The sequence below is a fragment of the Metabacillus sp. KJ11-3 genome, from assembly GCF_055808295.1.
In genome coordinates this window covers 1,979,303-1,998,380 of the sequence record NZ_CM147865.1, presented here as the reverse complement: position 1 = coordinate 1,998,380, position 19,078 = coordinate 1,979,303, and the positions used below count along the sequence as shown (strand labels likewise).

The following is a 19,078-nucleotide window of genomic DNA, read 5'->3' as shown; positions in this document are numbered from 1 at the left end:
AAAGTGACTAGCAAAGTGACAATTTATTCACATTAAAGGGACAGGCGGTCAGGTCCGTTGCCCCTTTAAATAACCTGTTTATAAAATTTAATAATAAATTGTGTTCCTTTTCCAACTTCACTTTTTACTTCAATATCACCTTGCTGACTTTTGATGATGCTATATGACATTGCAAGGCCAATTCCAACGCTGTCTTCACCAGCATTTTTTCCTTTATAAAACCGTTTGAATAGATAAGGCAATTCTTCCTTTAGAATTCCCTTGCCATTATCAGTAAGAAGTATCTCGGTAAATAATGCGTTTTCAGTAAACGATATGGTCAACTTTCCGCCTTGCTGTGTATGCTCCACACTGTTTTTCAAAATATTGAGTATCGCCTCAGCTGTCCAGTTGAAGTCACCAATAAACGATACTTCTTGATCGCCTATTACCTCTATAGTTTGCTGCTTAATATCCATCGGGATTAAAACAGGTTGAATAGCCCTTTCAATTAACTCGGAAATAAAAATCGTGTCTTTTTTAAAAGGAACCGTTCCAGCGTCAATTTTCGAGAGTTTTAATAAAGAAGATACAAGCCAATCAATTCTTTCTAGCTGAACTCGTATGTTATTGGTGAACTCTTCTCGTTTTCCTTCATCAAGCTTTGCGTCACCTAAAAGATCAGCCATCACCATCATCGATGTTAATGGGGTTTTAAGTTGGTGCGAGATATCTGAAATGGCATTCGTTAACTTCACTTTATCCTGCTGTAACAGTGAACGATGCTCAGATAGCATTAACGTTACTTTATAAATATCACTTTTTAAAATACTAAGTTCACCTTCATAATTATCACGAAGATCAAGTGTATAGTCACCACTTGAGATTTTACGTAAATATCCCGACAGCATTTCAATTTCACGGTATCTCCATTTTGTAAAAAGTAGGCTACAGGTAATGAGCAGAACGGAGGTTAGAAAAACCAATAAAGCTGCTTCTACGCCCGAAATAAGAAAGTACGTAACCACAGTAGATACTATCGTAATAAAAAGTAACGCTAGTAGAAAAATTTGAATCTCTCTGTTTCGTAGCATCCTAGTCACCAACCTTATAGCCCATACCACGTATCGTTTTTATAATGGTTGGATTTTGCGGTTCATCTTCTAGCTTTTCACGTAATCTTTTTATGTAAACCGTTAATGTATTATCATTGACAAATTCACCTGCTACATCCCAAATTCGATCAAGCAATTGAGTTCTGGTGAGAACCTGTCCAACATGGTTCCCAAAGATTAGAAGAAGACGATATTCCAATGCAGTGAGCAGCACCTCCACCCCATTTTTATACACCTTGCCTTCTAATGTATTGATGCGGATGTTTTTGATATCAATGATATTTTTTGACTGTGCTGTTGCTTGCTTATTGTATCGACGTAACACTGACTTAATTCTAGAAAGCAATTCTCGTATTCGAAACGGCTTCGTAATATAATCATCAGCCCCCATATCAAGTCCCATCACTACATTGACTTCATCATCCAAGGCTGTTAAAAAGATAACCGGCTTATCTGAGCTTTTCTTCACCAACTCACATAGCTCATAGCCACTTCCATCTGGTAAAGACAAATCAAACAAGCACAAATCAATATCATGTAGCTGCTGCATAATCACTTTATTTGCCTGTTCAGTATTGTAGCAAACAACAGTTTCGAACTCCTCCTGCTTTAATGAGTAATCTAGACCCATTGCAATTGTTTTATCATCCTCGACAAGTAATATTTTCATATCTAACACCTTTTCTTGATTAGTTTCAATCTTTATTATTTAAAAACTGAACTATTTTTTAACGATACTCACGTCTTTGTTTTTTCTATTCCTTACTTCTTCCATCTTCTGATAAAAGCTTTCCTCTAAATCAATGTCGAAGTAATTAGCAAATTTAGTGATGTAGGCAAGACAATCAGCAAATTCATTCCCGAGTTCATTTTTTACGCTAGCCTTCGCCATTTCAAATGCTTTCTCTTCATCCATTCCCTCATTAATAAGTGTATTCGTCATATTAAAAGCTTTACGTAATTCCTCAGCTATCTCAGCAACCTCAGTGGTTAGTAGCATGTAATTATTTAATAGAGAAGCTTTTGTTCTTTCATAATGATCCGTTTTGACTTCCCAATTCATCTCGTTTTGATATTGCTTTGAAAACTCTTGTAGTTTTTTCATCTCTGTTATCCCTCTTTTGTTATTGTGTATTAGTATGATTATATAACTTATTATCATTGTAATATAGAATAAGTTACTTTCACCGCTATACTAGCTGATCGCTATAGATGGTCTTTTTTAATAAGAAAAAACACTTTATTCTTATTATTTCTAAGAAGAATGAAGTGTCCTTTAACTATTCACTAAACGCTTAGCTCAACCTTAAAACCCACTACAAACATTTGTTCTTACGCTAGTTTTAATTTTTTAAACATATGAACCGTCCCGGTGTTTCACCGGTGTTTCATTCTATCTTTCTGTTCATCATTATTTTTTGATTTTAAAAATAAAATACCGCTCACTACTATACAAGAGTAGGAGCGGATTTCAATGTTATACCGATTTAGTTTTAAAGCCTTTGTTTAGTTATATTAAGGAACTCCGAAACTTTCTTCTTTAACTCATCTAAATTAGGAGAGTTCACAGCAAGGAAATTCCACAATTTATTAAGAATATCAGTTGAATTAATTCGAGATACATCTTGTTTTATAGCTTGAGTTTCGGAATCGTCAGCAGGCACTTTGTGATCAATTAAATAGTTAATATCTTTTTTCCTTTGATTCTTAAAACTCTCCTCTTCTAACTGTTTGAATGCATCTGTCATTTGGAACACCTCCAACATTTTTTGTTGTATATCTTTTGAAACAATTGTGTTTGTTAACCCTATTATAGCACCGATTATATATCCGCGGTCTTCTTTTAATTTACTAGCTAATTCAACTGATTGCAAAGCCCTATTTTCTCTTTTTTCTTTTGTACCCATTAATGGACTTAAAATGAGGTTTACTTTATCTGTATCTGTTAAGGGTTCATCAGTTTCAACCTTTTGATAAAGGTGATTAAAGACATTATCCCCATCAATCTTATCAAGATATATATGCTCTACATTATATGAAAAAGAACCAGCTTCGATGTTGCTTTTAGGATTTCCTGTTTTAGGTCCGTATATTACTACAGTACGAATTTTGACATTATCATCCACGGAATCCCTAACCAATTCATATAGTCTTGCATCATAAATCAAGAAACGCGAGAGGTCTGTTTTTTTATTAGTTGTTTGAAATTCAAGGTGTAGAAAACTTTTATCTTTTAATCGAAATACCATATCCATTTGATTTTCTTGAATGTCAATGATGGGTTGTTCCGTATCTATTAATGTATCAATTTCTTCACTGTTAATATCAAGAGCCTTGAGCCCTCCTTCTTTAAATACGGAAGTTATGTTTTTGAATACAATATCATAGTTATTATGCGGAATCTTTATTTCTCCCATTCTATTCTCCCTTCATTGCGCCCATACCAAAGTAATGATCAAATAATTTAAACATATCAAAATCTACTTACAATATATTTTTGTTCGCCCTCGGTACCAAATAAGACGGCATTTCTTCATGCAACTCCCAAACAAAGCTCACTGGCTTGCTGCCAGAGTGTTTCACATAATCAACTAATCCTAGAAAGATAAAGGATGATGTTAAACCATGTTCTTTTTTGTATTCTCTTACAAACAGTGCTAACTTGTGCCCATTTCTCTTATGAGTGCGGTAACGGTTTGCTGTTTCGCTTTCTTCTGCTACCTTTGATTGAGTTTGCCAATGGAACAATGTTTCGTTAATCGCATAGTCATCATAAAGAGTTGATGGAGAAAAATCTTTTTCTGATTTGTTAAGAGTTGTGAAGAAAACATCTAGATTTTTCTCTTTAAAATGCTTAACACCTTCTCTAAAAGATGGACTAGCAGATTCATTGAAGTATCCTAATGCTGCTAATACTTGTGCTGTCGAATATCGACTGTGAACGGTTAAAGGACAAGGAAAATCAAATTCATTTTCAATTTCCATTGTTTCAAGCGATGAGTATAAGTACTCAAGAATTTCTACTATTTCATTTTTAAACTCATTGATAGAAAGTATAGCCCTCAGCCCGTCCTCTATAGAAGAAAATCCTTCCTTTTGAGGATGATGCTGATAAAAGCTATAATAAAACATCGATAGCATGAGTCTTTCTTCTTCTGTTTTTGCAGTTTCACCATTTATATAACGTATATAAAATTTGATTAATTTCGCTGAGTTAAGATGAAATAAATTCGATAACCGACTTGTGATGAATTTTTCATTTTCAACCTCAAAGTCCTCTTTAACGCCAGCATGTACCATGAAGCGAGCAAAACTACGATCCCTACTCTTCCCGAAAAAGTCATAAAGTGATAGATTGTAATGCTTTAGAAAATTAGTTAGCTTTAGCTTTAATCCAGTATCTTCTTCAAAATATTTCATCTTTGATAGTAAATTCACCTTAGTGTTCGCACTAGATTTAATATTCCTTAGGATGTATTCCTTTGCTTGTTTCTCCAACTGTACGAAGCACCCTTTAGGAAGATTAAAGAATCCATTTTCAACATAATGCTCAATTGAATGTTTTGTTTTTCCTAAGAGAGCTCTGAATTTTTCTTCAAAGTTATACTCTTTATGAGCTTGTCCAATGAAGTCTAAAACGGTTAAACAATCCTTCCCCTCAGCTAGACGAAGTCCCCTACCAAGCTGTTGTAAAAAGACAGTTAAGCTTTCTGTAGGTCTTAAAAATAAAATGGTATTAACATCAGGAATATCAACACCCTCATTATATAAATCCACTACAAATATAAATTTAATCTCACCTTTTGTAAGCATATCCTGAGCATCATTACGTACCGTGTGACTAACATTTCCATGTAGTGCGATAGAAGGAATACCAGATTTATTAAAATACTCAGCCATATATTTTGCATGTTCCACTGAGACACAAAAACCTAGACCTTTAACATCGTCAATGGATGTAACATACTTATAAATACTTGTTATGATTTGATTGCTTCTCATATCATTAGCCGTATAAACATTCTCTAGCTCTTTTATATCGTACCCTTTCCTGCTCCACTTTAACTTGGATAAGTCCACAGTATCACTCACACAAAAGTACTGAAAAGGGGATAATAATTTCTGGTTGACCGCTTCTGTTAAACGCATTTCAGCTGCAATTGTATGATCAAAATAATGCAGAATATCTTTCCCATCCATTCGCTCAGGGGTTGCTGTTAGCCCAAGTAAGATCTTAGGGGTGTAATGATTAAGAAGTCTTTGATAGGACTCAGCTGCTGCATGATGAAATTCATCAACAATAATATAATCATAAAAATCACTTGTTGTTTTTTCATATAACTTCTTACTGTTAAAGCTTTGAATACTTGTAAATAAAGTATCTAGTGAAGATGGTACATGGTTCCCTACAAGCATTTCACCAAAATTAGGGTCTTTTAAAATGCCTCGAAAGGTATCTAAGCTTTGTTTTAAAATTTCCTCACGGTGTGCAACAAATAAAAATCTTGCTCTATTTTGATTACTCGTATAAAATCGTTTAAAATCAAATGCTGATATAACTGTCTTTCCAACCCCGGTTGCTGCGACAACGAGATTTTTAAACCGACCAAACACCTTACGTTCAACCTCTAATTTTTCAAGAATTTCTTTTTGGTAATGAAATGGTCTTATATCAAAGACAAAATGCATATCTTTCTCATTTGTTTGTTTTTTAGATAATGCTTTCCTTAGCAACTCCTGATCGTGTTTATTCTCGTGATCAAAAAGTTGAAATTCTTTATCATTCCAATAGCTTTCAAATGTAGCTTCAAATTTTCTCACGATATCAAATGAATCCTTCTCGGTCACTTTCAAATTCCACTCTAGCCCTGAAGTTAACGCAGGATTCGATAAATTAGAAGAACCGATATAAGCCGTTGTAAATCCTGTATCCCGTTTAAAAAGATAGGCCTTCGCATGAAGTCTAGTCCGTTCAACATCATACGATACCTTAATGACTGTATTTGAAAGTTTACTCAATTCTTCAATCGCTTTAAAATCAGTCGCTTCCATATATGATGTCGTAATTACCCTTAATGCTCCACCTCTATCTGTAAATTCCTTCAATTCTTCAATGATGCACCTGACTCCACTCCACTTAATAAAAGAAACAAGCATATCGATTTGATTTGAGGTTAGGATCTCTTTCTTTAACTCCCCAAACATATTTGGTTCATAATTTGATCCAGTGAATAAGGAGCTTTGAGAAATTGGTGTGACTGGGCGAACAACTTCATTCTTTCGGATACTTTTTATTGAGTTAAGGCGAGAATAGATGGAAGTAAGAACCTCACCTTCTTCCTCGATTTGAAGGCTTTTGAACTCTTCATCATCTAGCTTGATACTAAGAAGGTCAATTATTTCATTACATACTTTTATTTGTTGAAGTAACGCTTCAGAGTCTTCACTTTGATTTTCTCTAAGGTATTTTAGTGCTTTTCTTGTAATGGTTGATATGTATGATGAAAGAACTTTTCTTGCTTCCTCAACGTCGAGCTTTTCTTTTCCTAGTTCAAAAGTATTATAATCTAATTCAATTAGTTTGTTTTTAAGTTTTTTGTTTATTATTTCTTCGTAGATTCCTTGTTTGAGCATGGGGGCACCTCGGATAAAAATACTTATTATCCTTATTTTAGCAGAAACTGTTTTATTTAATCTGATTTTATTGAAGATAAACTCAAATTCTTAATCAATAGCTATAGTTACAATTGAGTGAAGGGTAAAAGAGGTAAACTCTCTTTTCTTTGTGGGCTTTATAAATGAAAGTGATAAATAAAAATACTATAAATGCAGGACAGAGTACCTAATATGGTACCCTGCATAGGTGTTTGATACTGGTGGTCGGGGTTGAAAACAACTTAGAAATATTATTGTTATAATGTTTTACTCAATGCGTGTGTAAAATTTGTGTAAAATCCAACACACTTAACATTAATTTTTAATAGTAAAGTAGATATCCTTGTAAATATAAAAGGATATCCCTATTTATCATTTTAGCACCTAAACACGGTACTATTTATTTTTTAATTTAATAGAAAATCAAGCATAGACGTTCTTCTTTTGTACATTTTTAATCCTATAACAGAAAATAATCAGTTATACTTAGGTAAAAAAATCATTATTGAAGTGATTTTAAATTAGTTCAACAACTTTTAAATAAAAACTATTTTTTTCTCACCAGTTTTATTATTGATATACCAATACTGTCCGTTATATAGATTAAGTAATGTATCAAAATTGTTGATTTCAAAAAATATTAAAGATGGATCTTTTACAATTTCTTCATAGCTTATATGAACTCTCCCTCTCCCTTTTACAAATATTTCCTTTAGTAGATAGGGAAATATCTCCTCACTTAGTTTTAATCTATTTGAAAATATATATTCTTTATGATTTTCTGATTCCACAGTCTCGAATATTCCAAAATAATACAATGATTTAAAGAAACTACTTACACTTCTGCGAATAACATCACGATCACCATATTCTCGTTTAATATAAGTAATAAATTTTGAAACTTCGATTGTATCCAATAAATCATAACGAGATGAGATTAATTTAATTATTTCTTGTATTACTTCCACCTTTGAGATGATTATTGCCAAATACAATGGTTTTATTTTATCGAAAGAGATTGATTTAGATAACTGCACTAAGGAATCTTCACATACGGTTTTTCTAGCAGTTCCTTTTCCTGTAAAAGTAATGAAATATCTAACAATATTAGTTCGAGCTTTCCTTCTCGCTTCTTTCCCAGATACTTGCCAAGCTATCGAATCGAAAATAGCATTAAAATCCGATATTGGCATTTCAGGTTTCCACTGTTCATGTAATTCATATACCCATTCAGGTCTGATCGGTCGATCATAACCTATCACTTGTTAATCACCTCAATAAAAGGAACAATCATTTCTTCTAAAGTTAACCCACCATGAGAAATTTCATATGATTTCTCCTTAGTAAACAGTTCCTTATTATTTGTATAAACTGGAAAGACATTATCAGGTAATAAATTGGTCATCAGCATATTTAAATCTCGTTTTTGAGCAAAATCTTCAGCAATATTCTGTTTATCAAAAAGTACACATCTTTTGGCGTATGATTCAATTAAATCTTTTGGGGGTTTAATCCCATTTCCAATACCATCAATATTACCATGATCTGATGTAATATAAATTTTATAACCCTTTGACATAAGGATACTGAGTAATTCAACCAGTTTACTATTTTCAAGGTAAGAACGAATAGAATCATAAAAAAATTTCTTTCCATTTTTAATATCTTTTGCTGAATGCATTAAGTCATCAATAAAATTTATTACTATACCAAAGACTTCATTTTTACTATCAGCAATTTCTCTAATTTTAGACAAATCTTGGGTTAATTTTGTATTTAAATACTCAATTCTTTTAGGTCTTACACCTTTATTGGTCCAGTATTGTTCCCAATGTTTTTTTTCCATATTTGTTGTATATATTGAGTCTTCAAAATATCGTGGTAACTTACCAGAAAACAATGATTGCCTTGATATAGATGTAACAGTTGGTGCAATCGCATAACATCTGTTGTCATTAAATTCTATATTACAATGCCTATAAATAAAATCTTTTACAATGAACCATTGGTCTAACGCCATTCCATCTAAAACTAATAGTGCCGTTTTTTGTTTTTCTTTCCTATTTTTGTCAATAAATTGATTAACTTTAGCTAAACTAATCGGTCCTTTATTATCTGAAAAGAAAGAGATAGCCGAGTAAGATTTTTTAAGAAAGTCCAAAAATTTTATGTTTATTTCTTTTCGTATACTTTCGAAGTTTTCTTTTATACCTTTATACTTCTCTGTAGGTAAGGATGTTACTTGATATACAATTTGTGAAAACTCATATCCCCTGTTGAGCCAATCTCTTAAAGTAAAATCATTATTATCGTTTACAACTTTTTCAAGTTGCTCTATTTTCAAGTGCAACGAATACAAATCAATGGTATTGTCTTCATTTACCTTAGAATAAGAATTTCTATTTGTTGTTATACCTATTGAAATTAATTTGTAGTCGTCCCTAAGGTTAATTAATTCAATCTCCTGTTCATAAGATATATTGTACTTCTTAACAAAACCTTCTTCAAATAGGTTATCCATTACAAAAAATAATTCAAGAGATTTAAAATCGATTATCGGATTGTAATCATCTTTAAAATGTAATATCCCTTCTACATATTTATACCATTGGTCTTGAAGCCACAAATAAAAATAACTTTTATTTTCAAACGCTTCGTGCAAATCGATAACAAATCCCGTCTTATGATTTATTAAGGCATTTATTAATTCTTCCTGTAGCTCTAAAGGGATTGCCACAGATGCATAATGTTTTTCAATCAACATTTTAACAATGTTTTCATTGCTATTGATTGCAAATGGATCTATATTAAACACACTACGTAAAAGAAAATGTATAGTTTCTTTTGGAGATTTTTGGAATGACTTATTCTGCTCTCTTAATTTTTGTTGCGCAGCAAAAAGTTTTTGATAAAATATTTTATCTAGCTTTTGTAGAACTACATAGTTCAACAAAGGAAAGATATCCGCTAAACTTAAACGAATTTCTTTACTCTTCACTACAATATCATAGGGTAAATACTCAGAATCCTTGAAACTTTGTACAATTATAACTGTTTGTGTTTTCAGTCCATTATCCCAGTGATTTCTATAACTTTCTTCAAATTCATATCTAAATGATACCTCCTTTGAAAAGTTTAAGATATCATACTTTCTTTGCTGAAGTTGGCTAATCAAATAGTCATCGTGCATCAGATTATCTTGATCAATAACAACCACACTCTGATAATCATATATTTCAATAAATTTATTTATAATAATATCCTGCCATTTCTGCATAACATCACCCAAAAGTAACAGCAGCAACTTGTTGAAGTTCTAGGTGAGGTACTAACGTTGCTCTCTGTATTATTTTTTCAATTTCTTGTTCATAATTTTTTTCTAATTCATTGAGTTTACTTTTCCTAATGTTATCAATAGCTACTTTGTTCACACTTTTAATTTGGTTCTCATGGTAACTTTTTAACCTTACTTTTTCTTGGATTAGTTGATTTTCCCAAATTACTAATTCCTCACTTAATAAATTATTAGCCATTACATAGGCTTCTTTATAAGCAATGGTTTTTGAATGATTAATATCCATTAAATTGAGATCAACCTTATGTTCACCTATTCGTTCATTAGAAATTCTAATTAATAATTCTGAAATTTCACGTTGGTACATTCCAAATTCATCAATAAAAATTGATAAATTCTCTTTCTTTCGAAAATCAACCTTATTCTCAATTGTTAGCGAAAACATTACCCAAATACCACCTTGATTATATAATCGGGTATCATCTGTTTTAATTTTCAAACTACAAACGTTCCCCGAAATGTATAAACTTTTATCATCTAGGATACCTTTAATAAGTGGATGGTTATAATTTAAAAATTCATAGCTTTCTTCTTTGGTTGCAAGATTACGTTCAAACACAACATTTTTATATTTTTTATTTACACCTGATTCACTTACTTCAAAGAAGTAAACTCTTTCCTTTTTAGAATACTGATTCATTCTTTTTCCTTGAAGAAGTAAATAATTATTTAACAATGTTTTTGTATGTTCCTCAGTTAGTTTAATTACTTTATCTTTATAATTGTTATAGTTTTCTTTAACTTGAGGTAATAACATTTCGTCTTTATTTAAAATTTCTATTGCTTTTTCATATATTTGCAGTGCTATACTTTCTAACTCTTTCGCCTCTTTTTCCCGTTTTACTACAGCGTCAATATATAACTTTTCAAAATTAAAATCATCTTGTAATGTAGACAAAATATCTGACAACTTATCATCACCAAACTGGTCGCTAATAATGTTTAATTTTTCTTCCAAAATATTTCTTACTTTTTCTTCAACAGTGTCTTTAATTATAAAATTAAAAACTAAAACATTATGTTTTTGACCAATTCTATCTAGTCTTCCAATGCGTTGTTCTAATTTCATCGGATTCCAAGGTAGGTCATAATTTACTATCACATGGCAAAACTGTAGGTTTATCCCTTCTCCTCCAGCATCAGTTGAAATGAGAAATTGAGCATTCCCTTTGAAAACATTTCTGGAATTCATCTTTTCCTCAGTATTCATCTTTCCATTTAAAATCATAGTTGAATACCCACATGTTTCTAGTACTTCTTTTATATAATATTGTGTCTCAACAAACTCGGTAAAAATTAAAAATTTAGTGCTAGGATTATTCTCTCTTCTGCATATTTCATCGATAATGTCTAAAAGGCATCTTATTTTTGAATCATGTCTTGAAAAACTAGCTGTTTTTGCTAAGTTAACCAAATTCTCTAATAATAGGATTTCAGATTGAAGGCCTTCACTGTTATATACACCTGATATATTATTCTCTAATTCTAATAAAACAGTTTGTGCATCTTTTTCCAAAGCCTCTTCCTCGTCAAAGCTTTCTTCAATTATAAATTGGTTATTTGAAAACAGATTAAACTTTATTTCTTTTAATTTATCTAATCTTGATTGAAGAGCTTTTAAAGTTGCTCTGCTACTACTGGAAACTAGTCTTTGAAAGAGTATCATTAGAAAACCAAAAGCACGATCATTCATACCAATTGATAAATTATAGTTTTTTGAAACATAATCAGTCACTGAATTGTATAATTCTATCTCAGCCAAATCATCATATCTATCTCTGATAATTGGATATACATCAGTTATTCTTTGTTTAAATAATCTTTTCCCATTCTGGTCTACTACAGCACGTTTTTTATTTCGTATAATATATTCACTTATATTTTGTGGATTAATATCTTTTATATTTGAAAAGGCAAAGGGATCAAGTAATTTCAATAGGTGAAAAAATCTAACTGCATCACCTTGATGAGGTGTAGCAGATAATAATATAAAAATAGGGGTAACCTCTCCTAAAGCTTTACCTATTTTGTAACGAGCTGTTTCAGATCCATCACTCCCTTTGCTTAACTTATGTGCTTCATCAAATATTACAACATCCCAATCTGCTGCAATAACCATTTCAAAAACAAATTTGTTATGTCTTTTCCGTCTTTCAATTTCTTTTTCACTTAATGATGGTGAGGTTAGTGATTTAGGTTTAATAAAATCCAATGATGTAATCACCATATTAAATTTTGTCCAAATATTCGATTCTTTTCCATGTAAATCTTGTATTGATTCAAACATCGGCTTATCTATAACAACAAATTCTTCATTAAATTTATGAAGTAATTCTTCTTTCCACTGAGTTGTTAATCCCGATGGGGTAACTATTAATACCCTTTTAGCTAAACCTCTTAATTTTAACTCTTCAACTATCAATGCAGCTTCTATTGTTTTTCCTAACCCAACTTCATCAGCAATTAGACATCGTGTTCGCATTTTATTTAGAACAAAATCTACAGTTAAAATTTGATGTGGCAAAGGGGTTATTCTAAAATTCCCTGCAGAAATTACCCCTTTTGCAGTCATCAGCGAATCAATTTCATTTTTACTTTTTTTAAGAATAAAAGACGGAAAATTATCATAGTTTTGTTTACTCAAACGTTCAAAAGGATCTTGTAGCTTTAATACATCATTTTCAGGAAATCGAATTACCTCATTCGTTTCAGTAAAAAAAACATCTACATAGTTTTGGTTAAAAAACGACTGTTTTCCTATTAATTTTCCTATACCTTTTTCATTTTGACGTTTGATAATAACCAAATCATCTGTTTGCATCCTTCCCCCTCCTTATTCTATTTAATACCCCTCAATTTTTGACTCAGCAATTTCAATATAATCAAAAATTTCTGTACTACTATCAATTACGTTTTGCGGTAATCTTTTACCTACCTTTAAAATTTCATCAAATCGTTTTGACATGTAACATTCTGTAAAGCCTACAATGACCGCTTCTTTCCTAACACTCTTTAATTTTTTATTTGATTTAGATGCAAGTTCAAGAATTAAATCAAATTCTTTTAATAACCTTTTTTGTCTTCTTTTTTCAATATCTTTTCTTTCTAGGATTAAAGGTCTCCGATATAAACCATTCTCTGTAATAAAGTTTTCTTCAAGTAAATCCTTTAATTCAGGTATTTTGTCATCGTTAGTTAACAAAGCCTTTGTATAACCCAGGTAGATATCATTATATGATTTTGGCTCATCAAGAAAACTATTCACCCATACAATTGCTGTTCTCTCATCCATTATGAAAAAGGAACCTTTTTCAAGATCTTCCTTATCTACTTTTATTATTTGCTTATTGTTTTCATACTCTTGTATCTCTTCTTCTGTAAACCAATAACCATCTCTCTCATAAAAGAATTGCTCTAGCAAATTATAGAAATCATTAGAATTCATATTTATTTCGAAACCATGTTGTATATAGTATGCGAGCATTTTTGAATATAACATTTGACTTGTTCTCTCAACATTTTTCTCCACTCTAATGAATGAGAGGTGCTGCTCAACAAATTCTTTTTCAAAGCCTAAGCCTAACTTAGTAAGAAATCTTTCTACGAAATCTCCTGCAGGTTTATAAGCATTTATGACTAAATCATTTTTTACAGACCCTGGAGAGGCGAGTTGTTTAAATGTACCTGATCCTTTATCTAGAACCGCTACCTGAGCTACAATAAATCCTGCTTTTACTATGGCCTCCTGTATTGCATTCCAAATACTGGCACTTTTATTATGAAACTCTATTGTTATCCATCTTTTTGGCTTTAATATTCGGAAGTATTCCCTAAAGGCACTACACATTAATCTATAGTAATCATCACGGTTTTTATTTTGAGATCTATTAACAATAGCCTCTTCTTTATTGTTTGTAAAAACCTTTAGCCAACCTTCATTAATAAAATTTAATTCTGAATACATCAGATTCCTTCCAAAAGGGGGTCTGAGAAAATGTAGTCTATTGAATTTTCAGGAATATTAATTAAATTTGTACAGGATTGAGTAGAAATCCTATAGTTATTGGCTATACTGTTTCCTTTTAAATTTTCAGCTTCGACAACTCTTTTTATTTTTCTCAATAGCACATCAAAGACATTCTTTTCTTGAATTACATCAGAGATAGTAAGTGTACCTGGTTGTCCACCTCCACCTCCAAAATATGATTGCTTTTTATTTAAATAGTTCTGTACTGATAAAAAGCTCCACATTAGCTTAATTTTGTATTCATATTCTTCAATTTTGTTTATTTTGTTCCATATAGCACTAAGAGCCAGCAATGTTCGTTTGTAATAAAAATGATCTATTGCATAAACTCCAAGATGCTGTTTGGGGACATACATATCTCCCCAGCCTCTTCCTTTAAACATGATCTTCTCAGTAGGATACCAATAGGGAATTTCAGTATTCTCAATTTTATTCCACAGGGTCTCATCGTAACTATTTACCCTTCTTTTATATTTCTTCTTTCCATTTTTGACATATGCTACAACCATTTTTTGTAGGATACTGCCATGATTATCTCGAATTTGCGTAATATCATTTTTAGTTAAATTTGCATTGCAGGTTGGACAATTAAATTCTTTTAATATTTCCTCATTTTCATTAACTGCTAAATCCCAAAATGTATTTTGTGCTGAACAATAGTTACATTCATAAATATCACTCCATACAGTAAATATTATCTCAGATTTGGATTGATCATCCTCTCTAGTCTCATATAACCATGACAATTCGTTTTTCACTTCATTAATTAACTTAACGGCTAATTTATTAAATTTTGCAGTATCTAAATTTAACAAGTATCCATTACCAATGAAAGTTGCGTATGGACTTAGATCACTTATAATAGCTTTTCTGTTTAGTGTAGTTGCTGCAAGTGCTGTCATACCAGTACCAGAAAAACCGTCAAAAATTAAGTCTCCTTCTTCTGTATAGTGTTCAATAAATTTCTGTATTGCTTTGTATGGGACCTTAGTATGGTACGAATGAGCTTGATACAATTTATCATTTCTACCCTCGCTAATGTCTCCTACGTATGGATTTTTATGGTAATCATCACTATCGCCGTTATATTTTTTTCCGATTTTATCTACGAAATCTTTTAGAAACATATTTGGATACGCAGTATAAAATGGAGAGTTAGATAGGGAGAGAATATTATCATCTTCTCCCAATGGGAAACCATCAATATTTCTTGCTTTATCCAAAATACTATTATCAATGTCATTTAAGTAAGACATTCTGTCTCTCTCCTTCAACAATACGTATACGTACTTTATCATTTTCTTGACCTTGAATAAGATCATGTTTAAATTCAAGAAAAACTTCATCCAAATCCTCTATGGTAAGCACGCTCGATTTTTGTACTAATCTTTTAGTAAATTCATTTATATTAAAATCAATTTTCTTTAAATCAGATGCTAACTCTAATAGAGCAGGTATAAGGAATTCATTTAATGGTACTGTTAGTTCCTTTTGATTTATAAGGTTCTTTATTACCTCTTTAAATTCTGCTTTTGATAATAGCTCAATTTTATCTTTTAATACTTCTAATTCGGCCATTAAACTCTTTTCCCACTTTTTCCATATAGTTTCCACAGACTCAACTTGATTATTAATAAGATGTCCCATACCTTCCTTTTCTGAAAACTGTAGGGGGAAACGGCAATTTGGACAAGTGACATTTGTTTTAAGAGATTCAACATCAAATGTCAAACATTTTTGCTGATTTAATGCATTTATTTTTAAAACGATTGTATTAAATTCCTGTGGTGAAAAGAATGGTAGACTCTTCAATTGGCTTAAAGAGCGATATTTTTCACTTCGTGTAAGTTGTTCAAGAATACCCCAGTTTATGTTATTACCTACTGCATTCTCATGTGCGATATAATAAATTCTAGAATATTTCTCTTTAAATTGGATGAATTTACCTTTTAATGGTCTTCTGTAATCCTCTTTTAACAACTTATTAATGTCTTGATATATTTCCTTTTGTTCATTTTCGATTACTTCTAATTCAAGTATTTTCGAGTTATCAACAAAAGGACTTAATTTAGACAATTCCTGGTGTACTTGTCTTTGATAATCCAAGCCATTTTTTATTTCTTCAAATTCATTAACTAGCATAGTAAAACTGACAATTAACTTTACTGAGTTCTCAATCTTACTTATATCTATTTCATTTTCTCTTATCTTATTTAAATCAGTCACTTTTCTAATCTCATTTAAGGTTAGTAAATAAGGTTCAATGGCAAAGATGTCATTTGCACGTTCTCTTAAATCCGTCCATGGAAGTTCAGGAAGATTACTTTCATGATATCGATTCAAGTTATTTTTAATTAGATTTATTTCTTGATTTAATTGTACTATTCTGCTGTTTAGTTGTCTTACAGCTTCAATTCGGGTATTCTTATTCTTTAATAAAGCACTTTGAAGTTCTAATGCCTCAAACACTTTACTAATTACAACAATATTAAGTTCTTTCTCTTCCTCAATATACCTTACATTTTCAAAAAACTGTAAATTACCTTTGAATTCTTTACTAAAATCATTAGCATAAAGTCTTGCTCCACCATTTTTAACGAAATTAATTTCGCCATTATATAACAATGAAACAAGTAAGAAAAAAACTAATTCTCTTTGTAAACCAAAAGGTTTCTTTGATAAATTTTCAATAATTTGTTCTAGTTGTGTCATCTCACCATTTTTTGAATTTGTACGTACTACTTCAAGGATAAATTGAAGATATTCAGAACTATCAGTTGCTATTTTACCGTCTTTTTGAGCTTGAAAACTAGTTAAATAACTTAAAGTATTATCGTCAATTCCAAATAAAGAGGTTACCTTATCTAAATTTGTGATCGAGCGTGCTATTTCACTGCCTATGTTTTGTAAAGTAATATCTCTTTTAAACACTGGGTACTTAGGATATAAGTCCTTAAAGTAGTCTCCAAAATAATATGACTTAAAGTGCTCAAGTACTTCTAGAACATGATCAAAACGACTCACAGGTAAATCTCGTAGGAATTCTTTTTTCCAGCGTGTATAGCGTATCCTTTTGAGATAAGTAATTGAAGATAATTATTATAAAAAAGGTGTATCTCTTTAGTTTGTATTCCTTTTAAATCTTGTCTAAATACACCATCACTAATTAAAGCTTCTGTTGCAGAAATGCTTTTGAGTTTTTGGAGTAAATCCTCACTAAACTCAACTCCAATAATTAGCTCGTCATTAACTGTTTGTTTAGTATCGTGGTTAGCAAACGGTGAATGTAGAATCAATTTATAATCTCTTCTAATTCCATCCTTATCCTTTGTCGGGAAAATTGAAGGTCCACTATTTCTTTGACCTATAATAATATATCCTTGCCGATAACTTCTCCTACTTGACCAAAATGTTGTGTCCTCATAAACTGATGGAAATGATTTATCATATTGTTTTTTCTCGTCAAGACCTAAGTGACCTACAATGAGTTTTTTAAAGGTTTCTTTCCAATCATCAATATCTTGTTTTTCTATTTTCTTTTCTATTAAGACGTCAAAATCCTGAACTTTATTAATATTAATAAAAAAGTAATCACTTTCTTTATCATGATCAATAAACTGCCCATTTGTTATTTTTATTACATTGTAAAGAATTCGACGAACATTATCTTCTGTCATCTCTTCACTGATAATTGTTCTACTAACAGGTTTGATAAATAAAGTATTTGCAAGTTCCTGAACAGTTGCTCCATTCAAATGAGTTTTTGACATCATTTTTAATACAGCTAATGCCTTTATTATTTTTATTGCTGGTTCTTTTAATCGATCTTCCATTACGTCCATCTTGGAATGTAGTGTTTTAACAATCGATACAATTTCTGAAACATCATCTAAATTTCTAATTTCATGGGTTTCTTCAATTAAATCGTAAATTCTATCATACGTTATAAAATATGGTACCTCTTTTTCAAGGCTTTCTTTTACATTCTTTGAAGAAAAATGGATTATTCCCCGATTTTCAAAATAAGGGAGTTGCTCAAATACATTAATTACATATGGATGAATTGGATAAAGATTTATATATTTTTCAATTTCTGCACCAAAGTTTGTAAAATATTGCTGAAACTCTTTAAGAGTTTCTTCTAATTCAATTCTTTGGTTCCCGTTCTTAGATACAATTCGCTGAGATATAACGCGATTAATATCTTCTTTTGTTATAGTTATATCGACATAGCGCTCACTGATTCTGGCTATATTTTTTGCTTGTTCAATATACTTTGGATCGGTAAACACATGTTCCTGCATAGCTCCAATATATAGAAAATCATATTCTTGTGATGCTTCTCCTATTTCCCTCAAAAAGTTTAAATCATAAGTCATGTCATTTTTATCTTTTTGTTTTAGAAAATCGGAAATTTCGTCAACTACAACTAATAATCCTAATTCAGGATTTTCCTCTTTTACTTGATCCACAATCCACCCAATATTTTTTTTATTATCATAATGAGTTTCTAGGTCAATATCATCAATATCTATGTCATACTTTTCCTCTAGTTGTCGTTGAACGTTATCGTAAAAAATTTTACGCAAAGGTACTTCTTTTGCTGCAGGACATTCAAATTTAACAACAACAAATTCTCTCTCAAATTTTAGAGATGCCTCCTTTACATCTGGATCTGAGATTAAGTTTCTTGTTTCTTTTTTTCTAATAATGCTGAAATAAATGCTAGGAAGTGCGATTTACCAGTTCCATAATTACCAATTACGTTGAATGATTTATGTGTATCACCATTTAAAAGTTCAAACATATAAAGTAAATGACTTTTTATTTTGTCTGAAATAACATACTTGGAAACAATAGTTTCCTCTTGTTGCTTTTTTCGTATTTTTATTACTTCTTCAACTTCTTCAAAATTTATCAAATCACGAATTTTCTTTACCATAATAA

At 31.0% G+C, this 19,078-nt stretch carries 12 protein-coding genes and 1 pseudogene; all 13 read right to left on the bottom strand.

Annotated elements, in window-relative coordinates; genetic code table 11:
* Positions 1–65 precede the first annotated feature (65 nt).
* A complete protein-coding gene (locus tag AC0L8O_RS10185) occupies positions 66–1,073 on the bottom strand; it encodes a sensor histidine kinase (RefSeq protein ID WP_473447830.1) in 1,008 nt (335 codons plus the stop codon).
* 1 nt (position 1,074) lies between these two features.
* On the bottom strand, positions 1,075–1,764 hold the full coding sequence (locus AC0L8O_RS10180) for a response regulator transcription factor (protein ID WP_473447828.1): 690 nt from the start codon (positions 1,762–1,764) through the stop codon (positions 1,075–1,077).
* Positions 1,765–1,815: 51 nt separating this feature from the next.
* A complete protein-coding gene (locus AC0L8O_RS10175) occupies positions 1,816–2,199 on the bottom strand; it encodes a hypothetical protein (protein WP_473447826.1) in 384 nt (127 codons plus the stop codon).
* Positions 2,200–2,587: 388 nt separating this feature from the next.
* Positions 2,588–3,511, bottom strand: a complete 924-nt coding sequence (locus AC0L8O_RS10170) for an RpnC/YadD family protein (protein ID WP_473447824.1) — start codon at positions 3,509–3,511, stop codon at positions 2,588–2,590.
* A gap of 67 nt (positions 3,512–3,578) precedes the next feature.
* Positions 3,579–6,728 carry a DEAD/DEAH box helicase gene (locus AC0L8O_RS10165; RefSeq protein WP_473447822.1) on the bottom strand — a complete coding sequence of 1,050 codons (3,150 nt, stop codon included), beginning with the start codon at positions 6,726–6,728 and terminating at the stop codon, positions 3,579–3,581.
* A 557-nt stretch (positions 6,729–7,285) separates the two neighbouring features.
* Positions 7,286–8,011, bottom strand: a complete 726-nt coding sequence (locus AC0L8O_RS10160) for a hypothetical protein (RefSeq protein ID WP_473447821.1) — start codon at positions 8,009–8,011, stop codon at positions 7,286–7,288.
* Positions 8,008–10,026 (bottom strand): BREX-3 system phosphatase PglZ, encoded by a 2,019-nt coding sequence (pglZ, locus tag AC0L8O_RS10155; RefSeq protein ID WP_473447819.1) that lies wholly within the window; start codon positions 10,024–10,026, stop codon positions 8,008–8,010. The genes AC0L8O_RS10160 and pglZ overlap by 4 nt, the downstream gene beginning before the upstream one ends.
* A gap of 4 nt (positions 10,027–10,030) precedes the next feature.
* Entirely contained in the window at positions 10,031–12,925 is a 2,895-nt protein-coding gene (locus AC0L8O_RS10150; protein WP_473447817.1) for a helicase-related protein, read from the bottom strand.
* A gap of 21 nt (positions 12,926–12,946) precedes the next feature.
* Positions 12,947–14,068 (bottom strand): hypothetical protein, encoded by a 1,122-nt coding sequence (locus tag AC0L8O_RS10145; protein ID WP_473447816.1) that lies wholly within the window; start codon positions 14,066–14,068, stop codon positions 12,947–12,949.
* The gene (locus AC0L8O_RS10140) at positions 14,068–15,387 is read right to left on the bottom strand and encodes a DNA methyltransferase (RefSeq protein ID WP_473447814.1); all 1,320 of its coding nucleotides are present in this window, start codon (positions 15,385–15,387) and stop codon (positions 14,068–14,070) included. Before AC0L8O_RS10140 ends, AC0L8O_RS10145 begins: the two co-directional genes overlap by 1 nt.
* A complete protein-coding gene (locus AC0L8O_RS10135; RefSeq protein ID WP_473447812.1) occupies positions 15,371–17,155 on the bottom strand; it encodes a DUF6079 domain-containing protein in 1,785 nt (594 codons plus the stop codon). Before AC0L8O_RS10135 ends, AC0L8O_RS10140 begins: the two co-directional genes overlap by 17 nt.
* Complete coding sequence (locus AC0L8O_RS10130; RefSeq protein WP_473448819.1) at positions 17,152–18,423, bottom strand: DUF6079 domain-containing protein; 1,272 nt, start codon at positions 18,421–18,423, stop codon at positions 17,152–17,154. The genes AC0L8O_RS10135 and AC0L8O_RS10130 overlap by 4 nt, the downstream gene beginning before the upstream one ends.
* A pseudogene (locus AC0L8O_RS10125) lies at positions 18,400–19,073 on the bottom strand (DUF6079 family protein); the annotation flags it as partial. The pseudogene AC0L8O_RS10125 and the gene AC0L8O_RS10130, both read right to left, overlap by 24 nt.
* Positions 19,074–19,078: the final 5 nt, after the last annotated feature.